The organism is Klebsiella quasipneumoniae subsp. quasipneumoniae, from assembly GCF_020525925.1.
Classification (GTDB): Bacteria; Pseudomonadota; Gammaproteobacteria; order Enterobacterales; family Enterobacteriaceae; genus Klebsiella; species Klebsiella quasipneumoniae.
In genome coordinates this window covers 552,748-569,432 of sequence record NZ_CP084876.1, presented here as the reverse complement: position 1 = coordinate 569,432, position 16,685 = coordinate 552,748, and the positions used below count along the sequence as shown (strand labels likewise).

The 16,685-nt window shown below is 54.6% G+C and carries 18 protein-coding genes and 1 tRNA gene; 7 read left to right on the top strand and 12 right to left on the bottom strand.

Translation table 11 applies throughout. The features are described 5' to 3' along the window. The first annotated feature begins 142 nt into the window (after positions 1 to 142). The 3 genes from argG to LGM20_RS02770 all read left to right on the top strand — a co-directional run bounded on the left by argG (position 143) and on the right by LGM20_RS02770 (position 3,184). The gene (gene argG, locus LGM20_RS02780) at positions 143 to 1,486 is read left to right on the top strand and encodes an argininosuccinate synthase (RefSeq protein ID WP_004144895.1); all 1,344 of its coding nucleotides are present in this window, start codon (positions 143 to 145) and stop codon (positions 1,484 to 1,486) included. A 172-nt stretch (positions 1,487 to 1,658) separates the two neighbouring features. After that, positions 1,659 to 2,288, top strand: a complete 630-nt coding sequence (locus LGM20_RS02775) for a winged helix-turn-helix transcriptional regulator (RefSeq protein WP_023291118.1) — start codon at positions 1,659 to 1,661, stop codon at positions 2,286 to 2,288. A gap of 344 nt (positions 2,289 to 2,632) precedes the next feature. Then, entirely contained in the window at positions 2,633 to 3,184 is a 552-nt protein-coding gene (locus LGM20_RS02770) for a YfaZ family outer membrane protein (protein WP_032454172.1), read from the top strand. 42 nt (positions 3,185 to 3,226) lie between these two features. Here the strand turns inward: LGM20_RS02770 and LGM20_RS02765 are convergent, their stop codons facing one another. The 7 genes from LGM20_RS02765 to rlmE all read right to left on the bottom strand — a co-directional run bounded on the left by LGM20_RS02765 (position 3,227) and on the right by rlmE (position 9,366). Further along, the gene (locus LGM20_RS02765; protein ID WP_072420646.1) at positions 3,227 to 3,475 is read right to left on the bottom strand and encodes a hypothetical protein; all 249 of its coding nucleotides are present in this window, start codon (positions 3,473 to 3,475) and stop codon (positions 3,227 to 3,229) included. 297 nt (positions 3,476 to 3,772) lie between these two features. Next, positions 3,773 to 3,859 (bottom strand) — tRNA-Leu (locus tag LGM20_RS02760). Between the two features lie 9 nt (positions 3,860 to 3,868). Then, positions 3,869 to 4,198 (bottom strand): preprotein translocase subunit SecG, encoded by a 330-nt coding sequence (gene secG / locus LGM20_RS02755; RefSeq protein ID WP_002918369.1) that lies wholly within the window; start codon positions 4,196 to 4,198, stop codon positions 3,869 to 3,871. A 229-nt stretch (positions 4,199 to 4,427) separates the two neighbouring features. Then, positions 4,428 to 5,765 carry a phosphoglucosamine mutase gene (gene glmM, locus LGM20_RS02750; protein ID WP_004206179.1) on the bottom strand — a complete coding sequence of 446 codons (1,338 nt, stop codon included), beginning with the start codon at positions 5,763 to 5,765 and terminating at the stop codon, positions 4,428 to 4,430. Next, positions 5,758 to 6,606, bottom strand: coding sequence for a dihydropteroate synthase (gene folP / locus LGM20_RS02745; RefSeq protein ID WP_004206182.1), 849 nt, complete (start codon positions 6,604 to 6,606; stop codon positions 5,758 to 5,760). The genes glmM and folP overlap by 8 nt, the downstream gene beginning before the upstream one ends. 96 nt (positions 6,607 to 6,702) lie before the next feature. Continuing rightward, positions 6,703 to 8,637, bottom strand: coding sequence for an ATP-dependent zinc metalloprotease FtsH (gene ftsH, locus LGM20_RS02740; RefSeq protein ID WP_004206183.1), 1,935 nt, complete (start codon positions 8,635 to 8,637; stop codon positions 6,703 to 6,705). A 99-nt stretch (positions 8,638 to 8,736) separates the two neighbouring features. Then, positions 8,737 to 9,366, bottom strand: coding sequence for a 23S rRNA (uridine(2552)-2'-O)-methyltransferase RlmE (gene rlmE / locus LGM20_RS02735; RefSeq protein ID WP_008806638.1), 630 nt, complete (start codon positions 9,364 to 9,366; stop codon positions 8,737 to 8,739). A gap of 123 nt (positions 9,367 to 9,489) precedes the next feature. On the opposite strand from rlmE, the gene yhbY reads away from it, so the two are divergent. Continuing rightward, positions 9,490 to 9,783 (top strand): ribosome assembly RNA-binding protein YhbY, encoded by a 294-nt coding sequence (gene yhbY, locus LGM20_RS02730; protein WP_002918374.1) that lies wholly within the window; start codon positions 9,490 to 9,492, stop codon positions 9,781 to 9,783. Positions 9,784 to 9,935: 152 nt separating this feature from the next. Here yhbY and greA read toward each other — a convergent pair whose 3' ends face one another. After that, complete coding sequence (greA, locus tag LGM20_RS02725) at positions 9,936 to 10,412, bottom strand: transcription elongation factor GreA (RefSeq protein ID WP_002918375.1); 477 nt, start codon at positions 10,410 to 10,412, stop codon at positions 9,936 to 9,938. 235 nt (positions 10,413 to 10,647) lie between these two features. Here greA and dacB point away from each other — a divergent pair, with 235 nt between their 5' ends. Then, positions 10,648 to 12,081 (top strand): serine-type D-Ala-D-Ala carboxypeptidase, encoded by a 1,434-nt coding sequence (gene dacB / locus LGM20_RS02720; protein WP_023291122.1) that lies wholly within the window; start codon positions 10,648 to 10,650, stop codon positions 12,079 to 12,081. Between the two features lie 52 nt (positions 12,082 to 12,133). Here dacB and cgtA read toward each other — a convergent pair whose 3' ends face one another. The 4 genes from cgtA to rplU all read right to left on the bottom strand — a co-directional run bounded on the left by cgtA (position 12,134) and on the right by rplU (position 14,976). Next, positions 12,134 to 13,312, bottom strand: coding sequence for an Obg family GTPase CgtA (gene cgtA, locus LGM20_RS02715; protein ID WP_004206186.1), 1,179 nt, complete (start codon positions 13,310 to 13,312; stop codon positions 12,134 to 12,136). Between the two features lie 15 nt (positions 13,313 to 13,327). Further along, positions 13,328 to 14,293 carry a DMT family transporter gene (locus LGM20_RS02710; protein WP_004206187.1) on the bottom strand — a complete coding sequence of 322 codons (966 nt, stop codon included), beginning with the start codon at positions 14,291 to 14,293 and terminating at the stop codon, positions 13,328 to 13,330. Positions 14,294 to 14,386: 93 nt separating this feature from the next. Beyond that, the gene (gene rpmA, locus LGM20_RS02705; protein ID WP_002434222.1) at positions 14,387 to 14,644 is read right to left on the bottom strand and encodes a 50S ribosomal protein L27; all 258 of its coding nucleotides are present in this window, start codon (positions 14,642 to 14,644) and stop codon (positions 14,387 to 14,389) included. Positions 14,645 to 14,664: 20 nt separating this feature from the next. Further along, positions 14,665 to 14,976, bottom strand: coding sequence for a 50S ribosomal protein L21 (gene rplU, locus LGM20_RS02700; protein ID WP_002918379.1), 312 nt, complete (start codon positions 14,974 to 14,976; stop codon positions 14,665 to 14,667). Between the two features lie 260 nt (positions 14,977 to 15,236). Here rplU and ispB point away from each other — a divergent pair, with 260 nt between their 5' ends. Together ispB and sfsB are read left to right on the top strand one after the other, a co-directional pair. Continuing rightward, entirely contained in the window at positions 15,237 to 16,208 is a 972-nt protein-coding gene (ispB, locus tag LGM20_RS02695; protein WP_023291123.1) for an octaprenyl diphosphate synthase, read from the top strand. A gap of 197 nt (positions 16,209 to 16,405) precedes the next feature. Further along, a complete protein-coding gene (sfsB, locus tag LGM20_RS02690) occupies positions 16,406 to 16,678 on the top strand; it encodes a DNA-binding transcriptional regulator SfsB (protein ID WP_004206189.1) in 273 nt (90 codons plus the stop codon). Positions 16,679 to 16,685: the final 7 nt, after the last annotated feature.

The window sequence follows — 16,685 nt, the reverse complement described above, 5'->3', positions numbered from 1 at the left end:
GGCTTTTTTAGCAAAAAGATGATGAAGCCCTTCCTGTCACCAGTAAAAGATGGTTAAATGAATACTCACAATTAATGCATAAAAATACAGTTAAGGTTGTTGAGTCGAACTCACCACAGTCTATCGAGCAGGGTTTTATTTTATGACGACGATTCTCAAGCATCTCCCGGTTGGTCAACGTATTGGTATCGCTTTCTCTGGTGGACTGGATACCAGCGCCGCGCTGTTATGGATGCGCAAAAAAGGCGCCGTGCCTTATGCATATACCGCTAACCTGGGTCAACCGGACGAAGACGACTACGATGCTATTCCGCGCCGCGCGAAAGAGTACGGCGCCGAAGGCGCCCGTCTGATCGACTGCCGCAAACAGCTGGTCGCAGAAGGGATCGCCGCGATTCAGTGTGGCGCTTTCCATAACACCACCGGCGGGTTGACCTACTTCAACACCACGCCGCTGGGCCGCGCGGTCACCGGCACCATGCTGGTAGCGGCAATGAAAGAAGACGGCGTCAACATCTGGGGCGATGGCAGCACCTATAAAGGCAACGATATCGAACGTTTCTATCGCTACGGCCTGCTGACCAACGCTGAACTGCAGATCTACAAACCGTGGCTGGACAGCGATTTCATCAATGAACTCGGCGGCCGTCACGAAATGTCCGAATTTATGATCGCCTGCGGCTTTGACTACAAGATGTCGGTCGAGAAAGCCTATTCCACCGACTCCAACATGCTCGGCGCTACCCACGAAGCGAAAGATCTGGAGTTTCTGAATTCCAGCGTCAAGATCGTCAACCCGATTATGGGCGTGAAGTTCTGGGACGAAAACGTGAAGATCCCTGCGGAAGAGGTCACCGTACGTTTTGAGCAGGGTCACCCGGTAGCGCTTAATGGCAAAACCTTCGCCGATGACGTCGAGATGATGCTGGAAGCCAACCGCATCGGCGGTCGTCACGGCCTGGGCATGAGCGACCAGATCGAAAACCGGATTATCGAAGCGAAAAGCCGCGGCATTTATGAAGCCCCGGGGATGGCGCTGCTGCATATCGCTTATGAGCGTCTGCTGACCGGTATTCATAACGAAGATACTATTGAGCAATATCACGCTCACGGTCGCCAGCTGGGCCGTCTGCTGTATCAGGGCCGCTGGTTCGATTCCCAGGCGCTGATGCTGCGTGATTCGCTGCAGCGCTGGGTCGCCAGCCAGATCACCGGCGAAGTCACCCTTGAGCTGCGTCGCGGCAACGACTACTCGATCCTCAATACGGTATCAGACAACCTGACCTATAAAGCAGAGCGTCTGACCATGGAAAAAGGCGATTCCATGTTTACCGCTGAAGACCGTATCGGCCAGCTGACCATGCGTAATCTGGATATCACCGATACCCGCGAGAAGCTGTTCGGCTACGCGCAGTCTGGCCTGCTGAGCGCCTCCTCAGCGACGGGTTTACCGCAGGTTGAAAATCTGGAAAACAAAGGCAAATAATCGCCTGACGATGTTTGCTCTCTGCCGGCGGCTCTCCGCCGGCTTTTTTATTTTTTGTTACCAGTCTGCACCAGAAAATTCGAAAAGAGGCATTATTTCCTTATCGCCTGGTCAGCAAAATTGTTGACTATAATATCCTCAATTGATTAATTCGTATCTGGTGATAAACATCATGAATATTAAACCGCCTATCAGGCCGCAGAAGGCCATTGACCGATTGATCGATGTGCTTGAGCCACACGCGACGCCCGTTAACGCGATCGCCAGAAAAAGACTCACGTGGGAATATAAAGGCAAAACCCAGCTCTTTATTTTTAAAAAAGGCGAGTTGTCGATTATTCGTAATTCCGACAGGCTCTTGATGGTGACCGTCTATGAACCCCACCTTTTCGGCGTGGCGGAAATGCTGCAGCCCAGCCGCAGTCATAGCCTGCGTGCAGAGGTCTCATCCGAGCTGCTGCGTATCGACTACGATCTGGCGTCGGCGCTATTTCGTCAGCATAATCTGTGGGAAGAAGTGACAATCCTGCTGGCCTATCATACCTCGTATATGGTGTATCGTGACGATTTGGTATTGCAACAGCGAACCTATTCGGTGATCCGTAACCATCTGCTGGAAATGATGCTCTTAACTGAAGAGACACGACAGCGCGTATCTATTCTTGAATATATTCAGGACCGGACTCATCTCTCACGCAGCAGTATTCTTAATGTCTTGTCAGCCTTAAAGAAAGGCGGTTATATTGCCTTTGCCCGGGGGGGTTATTTACAAAGCATTGCCTCACTTCCTGAAAAATTCTGACTCGCGCCAACCTCTGTCATTTGTGGCTATTCATCTTACAGCTGAAGTTGTTTAAATTTAAACCAATAAACGCTAACGGTAACAAAAAAATAATTTTAATCTAACTACCTGAGTTACCGGAGGACATCCTGTGCCGGGTACGACCAGCAGACAGCCAAGGCGTGCATCGCCGGGCCTGCGCAGGCGCAGGATATGCCGCCGGCAATCGGCCAGGCGTGAGCAGCGGTAGCGGGAGTTGATCCCCTCTCCTACCGCCTGCTCGACCATAACGATGAGATCCAAAAACCCGTTAATTTTGCCCGAACACCCGTATCGGGCTTTTTTTTATCTGAAGGAATTCAACAATGAAGTCTATTGCTCCAAAAATGGTAGCCCTGATGATCGCTGTGGGGGCCAGCGGCGCCGCCTGCGCATCCGTTAATCTGCATGGTGAAGCCGGTAGCGAGTTTACCAATCTGTCTGCCAGCTTTGGCGCCGGGGAACCTGGAATGACGTTCAATACCCAGTGGGCGCATAGTGACAATGACGGCGACACCATTGGACTGGGTATGGGTTATAACTTCAACCTCGGGCCTTTCCTGATGACGCTGGGCGGTAAAGGCATCTATCTGAACCCTAAAGATGGGGATGAAGGCTACGCCATCGCCGCGGGTGGCGGAGCAGAGCTCCCTCTCGGCCAGTACTTCACGCTCTTCGGTGAGGGCTATTACTCGCCGGACTCGATGTCCAGCGGCGTCGATGATTATGTGGAGGCCAATGCCGGGGTACGCCTTAACGTGCTGCCGTCGCTGAATATCGAAGCAGGCTATCGATATATCGATATGGCGGGGAAAGACGGCCATCGCGACAACACCCTCGCCGACGGGGCCTACGCCGGGGTTAACTTCCGCTTTTAATCCATGCACAGGGATTGCCATCCGGCAGTCCCTGCTTCATTCTTAACTGGCCTGCGGCACGCTTTTCAGTACGCGGTTAATCTCCTGCAGGCCAGCAACATTATTCTCTTTGCGGTAAACCTCATTCATGGACGCCATCTGCTCCAGGCGGGTCAGAGCGCCATACACCTGATACGCCTCGCTGTGTCTGTCGAACACATCGCGGCGCTCAACATCCTGCAGATAATGGCTTTTCAATGAATGATTAAGGCGACCAATCAGTGCCGTATTGTCCTGGAAATAGCGCGTCACCGCCTGGGCATTATTCGCTGCAACGCCAGGCTCACTGTATGATACCGGTACGGTTAGCGCATTAATCGTCTCCACCGTTTTGGATGGCGATGTTGAACTGCATCCCGCTAAACCGAGCGCGCCGGCGACGATAAGCAACCCGATCTTGTTCATTGTGTCACTTCACCTCTGTTGATTAGACGTGGCGACTTTAACGACAGTAAAAGGCGGGAGCCAGTGAAGAGATGTTTATTAATAAATGACCGGCGGGGATAAAAACAAAAAAAGACGCTTTTCAGCGTCTTTTTTCTGGAATATTGGTACCGAGGATGGGACTCGAACCCACAAGCCCGTTAGGGCACTACCACCTCAAGGTAGCGTGTCTACCAATTCCACCACCTCGGTACAGAATACTTAGTGCGGGATATCGCTGGTCGGCTGAGCCGGCGCAGTTGGCTGAGTTTGCTCTGTTTTCGGCGCGCTCAGGTTATCCCACTCACTTCCTTTACTGGTCTTGTTGCTGTTGATGTTACCCAGCGCCAGACTGATGATGAAGAACAGCGCAGCCAGGATGCCGGTCATACGGGTCATGAAGTTACCAGAACCGCTGGACCCAAACAGTGTGCCGGAAGCGCCTGCACCGAAGGAGGCTCCCATATCAGCGCCTTTACCTTGCTGCAGCATAACCAGACCTACGAGGCCAATCGCTACAATAAGGAAAACAACCAAAAGAGCTTCGTACATAATCAACCTGTTCCTTGCGGATTCGCCGCATACCAAGTGCTTCGACCAATAAAGCGGGACGTTTTAACGTTTCCCACTGAAGCGGGTGTGAATACTAACCAAAGCGAATGACCTTCGCAAGGGCAATTTCGACACATTGTATCAACTGCAGAAAAAAACAGCAAAAAGCCGGTGTTCGATCATAAAAAAGGCGGCAAGCGCCGCCTTTTTAACCACTTAGCCGACAAGCTTAGACGCTTTTTACCGCTTCGGCGATGCGATGCGCAAACTCGTGCACCTGATCTTCATGCTCGCCTTCCACCATAACGCGGATCAGCGGTTCCGTACCCGATTTACGCAGCAGGACGCGGCCACGCTTACCTAACGCCGCTTCCACTTCTGCGGTCACCGCTTTGACATGCTCATTCTCCAGAGGGTTACCGCTGCCCTCGGTAAAGCGCACATTCACCAGCAGCTGAGGGAACATCTTCATGCCGCTGCACAGGTCATGCAGGCTCATGTGGTTGCGTACCATCGCCGCGACCACCTGCAAACTGGCGACGATGCCATCGCCGGTGGTGGTTTTATCCAGCAGAATCACATGGCCGGAGTTTTCCGCACCGATGCGCCAGCCTTTTTCCTGGAGCATCTCCAGCACATAGCGGTCACCCACCTTAGCGCGGGCAAACGGGATGCCCAGCTGCTTGAGCGCCAGCTCCAGGCCCATATTGCTCATCAGCGTACCGACGGCGCCGCCGCGCAGCTGTCCCTGACGCAGCCCTTCCCGGGCGATGATGTAGAGGATCTGGTCACCATCGACTTTATTGCCTTCGTGGTCAACCATGATCACCCGATCGCCATCGCCATCGTAGGCAATGCCCAGATCGGCTTTTTCCGCCAGCACGCGCGCCTGCAGCGCCCGCACGTCGGTGGCCCCGACCTCTTCGTTGATGTTGAGGCCGTCAGGCTCGCAGCCCATCGCGATAACCTGGGCGCCCAGCTCGCGGAAAACATTGGGCGCGATGTGGTAGGTTGCGCCGTGCGCACAGTCCACCACCACTTTCAGCGTGGAGAGGCTCAGTTCGTTAGGAAAGGTGCCTTTACAAAACTCAATGTAGCGGCCCGCGGCATCGACGATGCGGCTGGCTTTGCCCAGCTCAGCCGAGTCCACACAGGTGAGTTCTTTCTCCATTTCGGCTTCAATCGCCTCTTCCACATCATCCGGCAGCTTGGTGCCCTCAATGGAGAAGAACTTGATGCCGTTGTCGTAGAAGGGGTTATGTGAAGCGGAGATGACGATCCCCGCCTCGGCGCGAAAGGCGCGCGTCAGGTAGGCGATCGCCGGCGTTGGCATTGGCCCGGTGAACGACGCAGAGAGCCCCGCTGCCGCCAGCCCGGCTTCCAGCGCCGATTCCAGCATATAGCCCGAAATACGGGTATCCTTGCCGATGATAATTTTACGCGAGCCGTGACGCGCTAACACTTTGCCCGCCGCCCAGCCGAGCTTAAGCACAAATTCCGGAGTGATCGGCGCATCGCCGACGCGGCCACGAATACCATCGGTGCCAAAATACTTGCGGTTACTCATAACGTTTTTTTCCCTTAGCGGCGAGAGTGGCTTCCACCACGCGCAGCGCTTCTACCGTTTCTTTGACATCATGGACGCGGATAATCTGCGCGCCCTGCATTGCTGCAATGACGGCACACGCCAGGCTGCCGTTCAGCCGTTCCGACGGCCCGACGTTCAGCAACTGACCTACCATCGACTTACGCGACATACCGACCAGCAGCGGCAGACCAAAGTGATGAAACTCTCCCAGCCTGGCCAGCAGTTGATAATTGTGGGTGAGATTTTTACCGAAACCGAATCCCGGGTCGAGCAGCAATTTTTCTTTTGCGATCCCTGCCTGTTCGCAGCGCACGATGTGTTCATTAAAAAAGCGCTCCACATCGGCGAAGACATCCTCATACTTCGGCGCCTCCTGCATGGTTTTCGGCTGTCCCTGCATATGCATCAGACACACCGGCAGCCCGGTTTCCGCCGCAGCCTGCAGCGCGCCGGGTTCGGTCAGCGAACGAATATCGTTAATGATATGCGCCCCTGCCCGGGCGGATTCGCGGATAACCTCCGCTTTGGAGGTATCCACGGAGATCCACACCTCAAAGCGCTGGGCGATAGCCTCCACCACCGGGATCACCCGCGCAAGCTCCTCTTCCACGCTAACCTCAGCCGCCCCTGGCCGCGTCGATTCACCGCCGATATCAATGATGGTCGCCCCGGCGTTGATCATCAGATTGGCATGCTTCACCGCCTCAATCAGCGAATTATGGGCGCCGCCATCGGAGAAGGAGTCAGGCGTCACATTAAGAATACCCATCACGTGGGGGTGAGAGAGATCGAGGGTTGAGCCCTGGGCTACAAGTTTCATCACAAAATCCCTGAGACTGAAGAGGTTAAAAAAGAAAAACCCCGGAGCGGGCGCCCCGGGGTTTTAAGGTTAAAACAAGACATCAACAGCGGCAGCTTATTTGTCGCCCAGCTGCTCTGACATGGTGTTGCCCGGGTTCGGCGTACGCGGTTCATCGACCGGACGCGGCGCACGAGGCGTGCCATTGTTGTCAGAGTTGTTAGAAGAACCGGGTTCTTCCCAACCCGCTGGCGGACGAACATCGCGACGAGCCATCAGGTCGTCAATCTGCGGCGCATCGATGGTCTCATACTTCATGAGCGCATCTTTCATCGCGTGCAGAATGTCCATGTTGTCGTTCAGCAGCTGGCGAGCACGACCGTAGTTACGCTCAATCAGCGATTTCACTTCCTGGTCGATGATACGCGCGGTTTCATCGGACATATGCTTCGCTTTCGCGACGCTGCGGCCGAGGAACACTTCACCCTCTTCTTCCGCGTACAGCAGCGGACCAAGTTTGTCGGAGAAGCCCCACTGGGTCACCATGTTACGCGCCAGGTTCGTCGCCACTTTAATGTCGTTAGACGCGCCGGTAGAAACATGTTCCGGACCGTAGATAATCTCTTCCGCCAGACGACCGCCGTACAGGGTGGAGATCTGACTTTCCAGTTTCTGACGGCTGGCGCTGATCGCATCGCCTTCCGGCAGGAAGAAGGTCACACCCAGCGCACGACCGCGCGGGATAATCGTCACTTTGTGCACCGGATCGTGCTCCGGCACCAGACGACCGATAATCGCGTGGCCCGCTTCGTGGTAAGCGGTGGACTCTTTCTGCGCTTCCGTCATCACCATGGAGCGGCGTTCCGCACCCATCATGATTTTGTCTTTCGCTTTTTCGAACTCAACCATCGATACGACGCGTTTGTTGCCGCGGGCAGCAAACAGGGCCGCTTCGTTGACCAGGTTGGCCAGGTCCGCACCAGAGAAGCCAGGGGTACCGCGAGCAATGATTGCCGCATCGATATCCGGCGCCAGCGGAACGCGACGCATATGCACTTTCAGGATCTGCTCACGACCGCGAACATCCGGCAGGCCAACCACCACCTGGCGGTCAAAACGGCCCGGACGCAGCAGCGCGGGGTCAAGAACGTCCGGACGGTTAGTCGCCGCGATAACGATAATACCTTCGTTACCTTCGAAGCCGTCCATCTCAACCAGCATCTGGTTCAGGGTCTGCTCACGTTCATCGTGACCACCGCCAAGACCGGCGCCACGCTGGCGGCCGACGGCGTCGATTTCATCGATGAAGATGATGCAAGGCGCTGCTTTCTTAGCCTGTTCGAACATGTCACGCACACGGGATGCACCAACACCGACGAACATTTCTACGAAGTCAGAACCGGAAATAGTAAAGAACGGCACTTTTGCTTCGCCAGCGATCGCTTTCGCCAGCAGCGTTTTACCGGTACCCGGAGGACCGACCATCAGGACGCCTTTCGGGATCTTACCGCCCAGTTTCTGGAAGCGGCTCGGCTCACGCAGGTATTCCACCAGTTCGCCGACTTCCTCTTTCGCTTCGTCACACCCGGCAACGTCAGCAAAAGTGGTTTTGATCTGATCTTCCGTCAGCATACGGGCTTTGCTTTTGCCGAAGGACATCGCGCCCTTTCCGCCGCCGCCCTGCATTTGCCGCATAAAAAAGATCCAGACGCCGATCAACAGCAGCATTGGGAACCAGGAGATGAAGATGGAAGCCAGCAGGCTTGGCTCTTCTGGTGGTTCACCAACAACTTTGACGTTTTTAGTCAACAGGTTATCGAGCAGCTTCGGATCGTTAACCGGAATGTAAGTCGTGTAACGGTTACTATCTTTCTTGGTAACGTTGATCTCACGTCCGTTGATACGCGCTTCGCGAACCTGGTCCTGATTGACCTCTTGCAGGAAGGTAGAATAATCCACCTTGCGGCCATTCGACTCGCTGGGCCCAAAGCTCTGGAATACTGACATCAGCACAACGGCAATGACCAGCCAGAGTATTAGGTTTTTCGCCATGTCACTCAAGGGATTAACCTCTTATTACAACTGTGTTAAAAACAGCGTCAGGATACGCTATATCCAGTTTCTTTCAAACTTTCATTTGAAATCTGCCGGTTATGGTTTACGCCCGGTCGCTACAATATACACTTCACGCGAACGAGCGCGGGAAGAGTCCGGCTTACGAACTTTGACCTTCGTAAACAGGGAGCGAATTTCTCGAAGATACTCATCGAAGCCTTCGCCCTGGAACACCTTCACTACAAAACTACCACCTGGCGCTAATACATCACGAGACATTTCAAGCGCCAGTTCTACCAGATACATCGCCCGGGGAATATCCACCGCCGGTGTTCCGCACATATTCGGCGCCATATCGGACATGACCACTTGTACTTTACTGTCGCCTACTCGCTCAAGTAACGCTTTCAGGACTAATTCATCACGAAAGTCGCCCTGAAGGAAGTCCACACCAACGATTGGATCCATTGGTAAAAGATCGCAAGCGATGATGCGGCCGCTGTTGCCGATCTGCGTGACCGCATACTGCGACCAGCCTCCGGGAGCAGCGCCGAGGTCAACTATCGTCATCCCCGGCTTAAAAATTTTGTCACTTTGCTGTATTTCATCAAGTTTAAACCAGGCACGGGAACGTAACCCCTTTTTCTGTGCCTGTTGAACATATTTATCGCTAAAGTGTTCCTGAAGCCAGCGGCTTGAGCTGGCAGAACGCTTTTTACCTGTCATTTAACATTCCCGTTCGGGTTCATCGTACTTTACTGCGTAAAAATCGACGCGGTAGTTTGGCGATATATGGGAGATGGCGGTAGAATGACCCGTTTTCAATCCCAACGTAAGCAAAAAAATACGATGAATCTGAGTACTAAACAAAAACAGCACCTGAAAGGTCTGGCACATCCGCTCAAGCCGGTAGTTATGCTTGGCAACAATGGTTTGACCGAAGGGGTACTGGCCGAGATCGAACAAGCGTTAGGGCACCATGAACTCATCAAGGTGAAGATCGCCTCAGAAGATCGCGAAACTAAAGCCTTGATCGTGGAAGCCATCGTGCGCGAAACCGGCGCCTGTAACGTACAGGTCATCGGTAAAACGCTGGTTCTGTACCGCCCAACGCCAGAGCGTAAAATCTCGCTGCCACGCTAAGAATATCCTCAATCCTGACACAACTTTGTGTAAAACGAGGGATTTCTGTGGCCAGGCGAGCAAAATGCCATGCTCGTGACGTTGATAAAAGGCCGCTATGCGGCCTTTTTCCTTTCTTTACAATCTATAAACATCGTAGCGGGAAATACGCCTTACAGGTATTCAACCTTGGTAATTTCGTATTCCACTTCCCCACCCGGTGTACGGATAGTCACGACGTCATCCTGCTCTTTACCGATCAGACCACGGGCAATCGGCGAGTTCACGGAGATCAGATTCTGCTTAAAATCAGCTTCGTCATCGCCCACGATACGGTAGGTCTGTTCCTCGTCAGTATCGAGGTTCAGCACGCTGACAGTAGAGCCAAAAATCACCCGGCCATTATTCGGCATTTTGGTGATATCGATAACCTGCGCATTGGACAGCTTCGCTTCGATATCCTTGATGCGCCCTTCGCAGAAGCCCTGCTGTTCACGCGCGGCGTGATACTCGGCATTCTCTTTCAGATCGCCGTGTTCACGGGCCTCAGCAATAGCGGCAATGATTTCAGGACGACGCACAGACTTCAGATAATCCAGTTCTTCGCGCAGTTTTTCAGCGCCACGTAAGGTCATCGGAATCGCTTGCATTAGTTATACCTCTTTATCATTCCTTCAGGAAACGGATAGCTCCGCTCCGCCACCTGTCCTGTCCACGGGCAGGACACGAGCAAAAAGAAACCGACCCGGGAAACACTCCCCAGGTCAGCAGCAATTTTTCATTTGATAGGTATTTTACCCCGAAGTTCATTATGGGTCATCGTTTACTTTACTGGACGTTGCACCGTAGTATGACGGCCTGGCTTCAGGTTGTTAGCGCGAGATTATGCGATTTCCCAGATTTATCATCGGATTGACTGCCGGTATAGCGCTTAGCGCTCAGGCGGCGAATATTGACGAGTACATCACCCAGCTTCCCGCCGGTGCGAACCTTGCCTTTATGGCGCAAAAGGTCGGCGCATCGACGCCGGAAATCGACTATCACAGCCAGCAAATGGCGCTTCCGGCCAGTACGCAAAAGGTCATTACCGCGCTGGCGGCCCTGCTGCAGCTGGGTCCCGATTTTCGCTTCACCACCACGCTGGAAACCAAAGGCTCACTGGACGGCGGCGTGCTGAAAGGCGATCTGATCGCCCGCTTCGGCGGCGACCCGACGCTGAAGCGGCAGGATATTCGCAACATGGTGGCGACGCTGAAAAAAGCTGGCGTGCAGCGTATCGACGGCAATGTGCTTATCGATACCTCGGTCTTCGCCAGCCATGATAAAGCGCCGGGGTGGCCGTGGAACGACCTGACGCAATGCTTCAGCGCTCCGCCTGCGGCGGCGATTGTCGACCGCAACTGCTTCTCGGTCTCGCTGTATAGCGCGCAGAAGCCGGGCGATCTCGCCTTCATTCGCGTCGCCTCCTATTATCCGGTCACCATGTTCAGTCAGGTTCGCACCCTGGCGCGTGGCTCATCGGAAGCCCAGTATTGCGAACTGGACGTGGTGCCGGGCGACCTCAATCGCTATACCCTCACCGGCTGCCTGCCGCAGCGTAGCGAACCGCTGCCGCTGGCCTTCGCGATACAGGATGGCGCCAGCTACGCCGGGGCGATCCTTAAAGCGGAGCTGAAGCAGGCGGGGATCGCCTATAGCGGCACGCTGCTGCGTCAGACGTTGGCCAATGAGCCCGGCACGGTATTAGCCACCACCCAGTCGGCGCCGCTGCACGATCTGCTGCGGATCATGCTGAAGAAATCCGACAACATGATTGCGGATACCGTTTTTCGTACCATCGGTCATGCCCGGTTCGGCGTACCAGGGACCTGGCGGGCAGGATCCGATGCCGTACGTCAGATCCTGCGTCAACAGGCTGGGGTTGATCTCGGCAACACCATCATCGCCGACGGCTCTGGCCTGTCGCGCCACAACCTGATCGCCCCGGCGACCATGATGCAGGTGTTGCAGTATATCGCCCAACACGACACCGAGCTCAACTTCATCTCTATGCTGCCGCTGGCGGGCCATGACGGCTCGCTGCAGTATCGCGCCGGCCTCCATCAGGCGGGCGTCGATGGCAAAGTCTCGGCGAAAACCGGGTCGCTGCAGGGGGTTTATAACCTTGCGGGCTTCATCACTACCGCCAGCGGGCAAAAGGTGGCCTTCGTGCAATACCTCTCCGGCTACGCCGTGGAGCCAGCCGATCAGCGTAACCGCCGCATACCGTTGGTGCGCTTTGAAAGCCGGCTTTATAAAGATTTGTACCAGAACAACTAAAAACAAAAGGGCCGCATCAGATGCGGCCCTTTTTGATCCAGAGAAGTCAGGATTAACGTTTGTAGATGAATTCAACGCCTTCTTCGTCGTCTTCGTCCCAGTCGTCATCCCAGTCTTCGTCATCTTCCACTTCGGCTTCGGCCTCTTCAAGCTGCTGACGGTGATAGTCGTCCCACATAAACTCGACTTTCTCCGGCTTCTGCTCTTCTTCCGCCTGCACGATGGGGTTTTCGATGATGAAGGTCATCACGTCCCAGCACAGATCTTTTACGCCCTGCTGGCTGGCGGCGGAGATCAGGTAGAATTTCTCTTCCCAACCCAGCGCTTCAGCAATCGCCTTCGCTTTAGCTTCGGCTTCCGCTTTGTCCATCAGGTCAATCTTGTTAAAGACTAACCAGCGCGGTTTGGAGGCCAGCTTCTCGCTGTATTTCTCCAGCTCGCCGATGATGATGCGCGCGTTCTCAACCGGATCGGAACCGTCGATAGGCTCGATGTCGATCAGGTGCAGCAATACGCGGCAGCGCTCAAGGTGCTTGAGGAAGCGGATGCCGAGGCCTGCGCCTTCCGCTGCGCCTTCAATCAGCCCCGGGATATCGGCGACCACGAAGCTCTTCTCATTGTCCATACGCACCACGCCCAGGCTTGGCACCAGGGTGGTAAACGGATAGTCAGCCACTTTCGGCTTGGCGGCGGAGACCGCACGGATAAAGGTGGATTTACCGGCGTTCGGCATCCCCAGCATTCCGACGTCCGCCAGCAGCATCAGCTCCAGCTGCAGGTCGCGCTTATCACCCGGCGTACCCATGGTCTTCTGACGCGGCGTACGGTTAACGGATGATTTAAAACGGGTGTTGCCCAGACCGTGCCAGCCGCCCTTCGCCACCATCAGACGCTGACCGTGTTTGGTCATATCGCCCATGGTCTCGCCGGTGCCCTGGTCGATAACCCGGGTCCCGACCGGCACTTTTACCGTCACGTCTTTACCACGCTTACCGGTACAGTCGCGGCTCTGGCCATTCTGCCCGCGTTCGGCGCGGAAAGATTTTTCAAAACGGTAGTCGATCAGGGTATTCAGGTTCTCGTCCGCTTCCAGCCAGACATCGCCGCCGTCACCGCCATCGCCGCCGTCCGGGCCGCCTTTCGGAATATATTTTTCGCGGCGGAAGCTTACGCAACCATTGCCGCCGTCACCTGCTACGACCAGGATCGTTGCTTCATCTACAAACTTCATTTTACTCTCCGTAAATCATTCGCCTGAGCGGGGCAGCGGTACTACCGCCTCTCGCTTACGCCAACGTCCCCAAAGACGATGACCGATGGCGGAATACATCGCGCCCGCAACCACGACAAACGCACCGAGATAACCAATCAGGTTTAACATCGGTCTGGCGAAAACATCGGGCCAGGCCATTGATAATAAATCAGAAAACAGTAGCGTAAACAGTGGCGTCAAGGTGATTAACGCGCTGACCTGCGCCGCCTGCCAGCGCGCCATGGCTTCCGCCAGCGCCCCGTAGCCGACCAGGGTATTCAGCCCGCAAAAAATCAGGCATGCCAGTTGCCAGCTGCTTAACCGGGATATCACCCCAGGCTCAGCGAGCGGCAGTAATGCAATCGTACATAAAGTGTACAGCAAAAATAGTATCTGCTGCGATGCCAGACGGCGCAATAACACCTTTTGCGCGACGCCGTAGCTTACCCACACCGTTGCGGCAGCAACGCCGAAAATTACCCCCCACGTGTAGTCCGTCAGGCGGGTAAAGATTTCAATCAGGCTGGTGTTGAAGAACATCACCAACCCGCTGAGCAGCATTAACGCGCCCACCACCTGGGTGCCGCGCATGCGCTCTTTCAGAATCACGACGCTAGCCACCATCATGCCTACCGGCGATAGCTGGCCGATGACCTGAGAAGCCGTGGGGCTGAGATACTGCAGGGAAGAACTGAACAGGATGAAGTTACCGAACAGGCCGCCGGTGGCAATCGCTAATAAGACCAGCCAGCGCGGCTTGCGAAAAATTCGCAGCGGCGGCAGTTTGCCTTTGATCGCGAGGATCGCGCCAAGACCAATACTGGCCATCAGGAAGCGATAAAACACCACCGTTGGCGGCGCCATCACCTCAAGAACCTGCTTCATTGCAATCGGCAACGCTCCCCAACACATCGCGGTGGTAAGCGCCAGAATAATGCCAATCCCAGCCTGCTGCTTCATGCCTGTTTCCCTGCAAAAATTTTCCGGTAGACGAATGTAAAAAGCCCCGCAACGTGTTGCGGGGCTTTCATCCGTTACCGGGACGCGAAAAACTTATTCAGCAACGATGCTGATGAATTTACGGTTTTTCGGGCCTTTAACTTCGAACTTGACTTTACCGTCAGTCAAAGCGAACAGAGTGTGGTCACGGCCGCAACCAACGTTGGTGCCAGCGTGGAATTTGGTACCACGTTGACGAACGATGATGCTACCTGCCAGAACTGCTTCACCGCCGAAACGTTTTACGCCCAGACGTTTAGCTTCTGAATCGCGACCGTTACGAGTCGAGCCGCCAGCCTTTTTATGTGCCATTTAAATCTACTCCTCAGGTCTTAGGCGCTGATGCCAGTGATTTTCACATCAGTGAACCACTGACGATGGCCCTGCTGCTTACGATAGTGTTTACGACGACGAAACTTAACGATTTTAACTTTCTCGCCACGACCGTGAGCAACAACTTCAGCTTTGATTACGCCGCCCTCAACGAAAGGAACGCCGATCTTGATTTCTTCACCGTTTGCGATCATCAGCACTTCAGCGAACTCAACAGCTTCGCCAGTTGCGATGTCCAGCTTTTCCAGGCGAACGGTCTGACCTTCGCTTACTCGGTGTTGTTTACCACCACTTTGGAAAACCGCGTACATATAAAACTCCGCTTCCGCGCACCTCTTCGTGTGATTCAGAGTGCGCTATAAATATTCACAATAGGGCGCGAATATTACGCAAAACGCGAGCCTTTGACAAGAGCGATTAGCGATCAATGCAGAAAAAAAACACAACTTTCACGACAACGTTTATCTACGGCAATTTTTCAGTACAATCATAACTTCTTTTAATTCTGTCTTAATCCTTCTGTGATCCCACCTGGATTCATGGTAACAGGACATTTGGCCCGGCTTTTGCGATGAATTTAGAAAAAATCAATGAGTTAACCGCGCAAGATATGGCGGGTGTCAATGCGACGATTCTTGAGCAACTCAACTCCGATGTTCAGCTTATCAATCAGTTAGGCTATTACATCGTCAGCGGCGGCGGCAAACGCATTCGCCCGATGATTGCTGTGCTCGCCGCCCGCGCGGTGGGCTATCAGGGGAGCGCGCATGTCACCATTGCTGCGCTGATTGAATTTATTCATACCGCCACCCTGCTGCATGACGACGTCGTCGATGAGTCTGATATGCGTCGCGGCAAAGCCACGGCAAATGCGGCGTTTGGCAATGCCGCCAGCGTGCTGGTCGGCGATTTTATCTATACCCGCGCCTTTCAGATGATGACCCAGTTGGGCTCGCTGAAGATCCTCGAGGTCATGTCGGAAGCGGTGAACGTCATTGCCGAAGGCGAAGTGCTGCAGCTGATGAACGTCAATGACCCGGATATCACGGAAGAGAACTACATGCGCGTCATCTACAGCAAGACGGCGCGTCTGTTTGAGGCTGCCTCGCAGTGTGCGGGATTACTGGCCGACTGCACTGCGGAAGAAGAGCGCGCGTTGCAGGATTATGGCCGCTATCTCGGCACCGCTTTCCAGCTGATCGACGATTTACTCGATTACAGCTCCGACGGAGAGCGGCTTGGTAAAAACGTCGGTGACGACCTCAACGAAGGCAAACCGACGCTACCGCTGCTGCACGCCATGCACCATGGTACCGCCGATCAATCGGCGATGATTCGCGGGGCAATCGAGCAGGGCAACGGCCGCCATCTGCTGGATGCCGTCCTGGAAACGATGGCTGCCTGCGGTTCGCTGGAGTGGACGCAGAAACGTGCCGAAGAAGAAGCTGACAAAGCGATTGCCGCGCTGCAGGTTCTCCCTGACACCCCCTGGCGTGAAGCCTTGATCGGGCTGGCGCATATCGCGGTTCAGCGCGATCATTAATCTCCTCCCCCTTCCCGCGCAATGCGCGGGAAAGTTCCAGTAAAAACCCATTCCCTACCGTAAATTTCCGGATACCTTGATACATTCTGAATATTCCGGCGCTTTAACAGAACTTGTTAGAACCTTACCTGGTGCGCGGGTATAGTGTCCCCGTCGCCCATATGGGCCGATCAGGATCTTTATCACCAGGAGAATTTATGGATAAGTTCATCGACTGGCATCCCGCAGATATTGTTGCGGGATTACGTAAACGGGGAACATCGCTGGCGGCAGAGTCGCGACGGCACGGTCTGAGTTCTTCAACGCTGGCGAACGCCCTGACCCGCCCCTGGCCGAAAGGCGAATTAATCATCGCCACGGCGCTGGATACACAGCCGTGGGTCATCTGGCCGTCACGCTACCATGATCCGGTAACGCATGAGTTTATCGACAGAACGCAGATGATGCGTCAAAAGAAGATGGACAAGTGATGTGATT